The following is a 2,858-nucleotide window of genomic DNA, read 5'->3' as shown; positions in this document are numbered from 1 at the left end:
GAGACAGGGACGAGAGCGACCCCACATCATCGCGCGGAATGGAGGTAGGACACCGGGTGCTACACCGAACAGCACCCGGCGACACGCAGTCTGGAGATGAGGACACCCGATGTCCGCGCAGCAGGGCGCCGCCCGACTTCTCGTCAAGACCCTGGAGGCCGAGGGCGTCGAGTACGTCTTCGGCATCCCCGGTGAAGAGAACATCCACTTCGTCCACGCGCTGAAAGACTCCCCCATCCGCTACGTCCTCGTCCGGCACGAGCAGGCCGCCGCGTTCATGGCGGAGATCTACGGGCGCCTGACCGGCAGGGCCGGGGTCGCCTCGGCGACGCTCGGGCCCGGCGCGATCAACCTGCAGCTCGGCGTGGCGGACGCCACCACCAACAGCACGCCCGTCGTCGCGATCTCCGCGCAGGTCGGGCTGAACCGCGTCTACAAGGAGTCGCACCAGGTCGTCGACCTCGTGTCGCTCTTCCGCCCGATCACCAAGTGGTCCGAGCAGGCGCCCGCCGCCGAGGCCCTGCCGGAGATGGTGCGCAAGGGGTTCAAGACCGCGCAGACCGAGCGTCCCGGCGCCGTCTACCTGGCGATCCCGGAGGACGTCGAGACCGCGGAGGTCTCCGCCGGCCTGAAGCCGCTGCCGCGCAACGTCGTCCGGCCGCAGGAGCCGTCGCCGGCGCAGCTCGACCGCGCCGCCGGGGTCCTCGCCGCCGCCCGGCGCCCGATCGTCCTCGCCGGGCACGGCGCGACCCGGGCCGGTGCGAGCGACGCGCTGCGGTACTTCTCCGAGCGGCTCGGCCTGCCGGTCGCGACGACGTTCAACGGCAAGGGCGTCTTCCCCGACGACCACCGCAACGCCCTCGGCGCGGTCGGGTTCATGCGCCACGACTACGTCAACTTCGGATTCGACGAGGCCGACGTGCTGATCTCGGTCGGCTACGAGCCCCAGGAGTTCGACCCCGCCAAGGTCAACCCGGACGCCGACAAGAAGATCATCCACATCCACCAGTTCCCCGCGGAGGTCGACGACCACTACCCGGTCGAGGTCGGCATCCAGGGCGACATCTCCCGGACGCTGCGCGTTCTCGCCGACCGCGTGGACCGCCGCTTCGAGGTCGACGGCACCGACCGGAAGATCCGCCGGATGCTGCGGGAGGAGCTCTCCGAGGGCGCCACCGACGACGGGTATCCGCTCGCGCCCCGCCGCATCGTCGCCGACATCCGCGCCGCCATGGGCCGCGAGGACATCGTCCTCGCCGACACCGGCGCGGTGAAGATGTGGATGGCGCGGATGTACCCGGCCTACGAGCCGAACACGCTGCTGGTCTCCAACGGCCTGTCGTCGATGGGCTTCTCGGTGCCCGGCGCGATCGCCGCCAAGCTCGCCCATCCGGAGCGCAAGGTCCTCGCCGCGACCGGCGACGGCGCGTTCCTCATGCACTCCCAGGAGTTGGAGACCGCGATCCGCGAGAACATCCCCATCACCGTCCTGGTCTGGGACGACTCCGCCTACGGGCTGATCGAGTGGAAGATGGACCTGGACCTCGGGGAGAGCTCCAACATCAGGTTCGGCAACCCGGACTTCGTCCGGTACGCGGAGAGCTTCGGCGCCCGCGGCCACCGGATCGAATCCGCCGACGAGCTCCTCCCGACCCTCCGCAAGGCCCTGGCCGACGACGGGGTGTCGGTCATCGCCGTCCCGGTCGACTACTCCCACAACCTCCGGCTGACCGACAAACTGGGCGAGCTGACCGACCCCTTCTGATCGCGATTGCCCGGCGGGGGACGGGGTAGTGCGGCCAGGTGACCTCCTCCCGCAGAGGCTTCGACGCCGTTCCGCCCGCGCTGCGCAACACCGCCGCCGTGGCCGCGTGCATCCTGGTCATCGCCGCCGCCCTCGGTCTGCTCATCTACCTCGCGCTGAAGGTCGCGTCGCTGGTCATGGCGGTGATCTCCGCACTGCTGCTCACCGCGCTGGTGGCGCCGGTCTCCCGGCAGGTGCGGCGGCTCAAGGCGCCCGCCTGGGTCGCCGCGCTCGCCGGGCTGCTCACCGTGCTCGTCACGGTCGGCGGGTCGATCGCGCTGGTCACCAACCAGGTCACCGCCGAGTGGGACGAGATGCGGCGCAGCCTCACCCAGGGGATCGAGCGGGCCCAGACCCAGATCGTGAACGCGCTGCCGATCAACGACCAGCAACTCGGCGACGCCGTCGAGGGCCTGCTCAACGCCCTGCGGAAGGGCTCGCCCGACCCGGTCGCCAGCGCGAGCATGGCGACGCGGGTCGGCGCCGCGGTGCTGATCGCCCTGTTCCTGCTGTTCTTCATGCTCAAGGACGGGCGGAGCATGTGGCAGTGGGTGCTGCGCCTCGTGCCCGAGCAGCGGCGGGCGAAGTTCGACGTCGCGGGCCAGGCGGGCTGGCGGGCGCTCGGGCAGTACGTGCGCGGGATCGTCCTGGTGGCGCTCGTGGACGCCGTCGGCATCGGGCTGGCCCTCGTGCTCATCGGGGTGCCGTTCGCGCTGCCGCTGGCCCTGCTGACGTTCGTCGCCGCGTTCGTCCCGATCATCGGGGCGGTGCTCGCGGGGGCCGCGGCCGTCCTCATCGCGTTCGTGAGCGGCGGGCTGACGGACGCGCTGCTCGTGCTGGCCGCCGTCCTCGCCGTCCAGCAGGCCGAGAGCAATCTGCTGCAGCCGCTGATCATGGGCCGGACGCTGCACCTGCACCCGGTGGTGGTCGTCGTGGCGGTCGCCGCCGGGACGCTGGCAGCGGGCATCGCGGGCGCGGTGGTCGCCGTTCCGCTGGTCGCCGTCGTCTACCGCATCGCCCGCGTACTGGCCGAAGACGACCCCCCACCGGACGC

Annotated in this window: 2 protein-coding genes; both read left to right on the top strand. The window is 71.3% G+C overall.

Going from position 1 to position 2,858, the window contains the following annotated elements; translation table 11 throughout:
* Positions 1-109: 109 nt before the first annotated feature.
* Positions 110-1,765, top strand: coding sequence for an acetolactate synthase large subunit (locus E1200_RS32455; protein WP_131956378.1), 1,656 nt, complete (start codon positions 110-112; stop codon positions 1,763-1,765).
* 38 nt (positions 1,766-1,803) lie between these two features.
* A partial coding sequence (locus tag E1200_RS32450; RefSeq protein WP_131956376.1) for an AI-2E family transporter occupies positions 1,804-2,858 on the top strand: 1,055 nt, incomplete at its 3' end.

It is taken from the genome of Actinomadura sp. GC306 (genome assembly GCF_004348665.1).
In the GTDB taxonomy this organism is placed as follows: Bacteria; Actinomycetota; Actinomycetes; order Streptosporangiales; family Streptosporangiaceae; genus Spirillospora.
This window is presented reverse-complemented; position numbering and strand designations above follow the sequence as displayed.

Bases quoted from the DNA above. Each gene is read 5' to 3' on its own strand.
- E1200_RS32455 (WP_131956378.1), top strand. From the start codon at position 110: ATGTCCGCGCAGCAGGGCGCCGCCCGACTTCTCGTCAAGACCCTGGAG.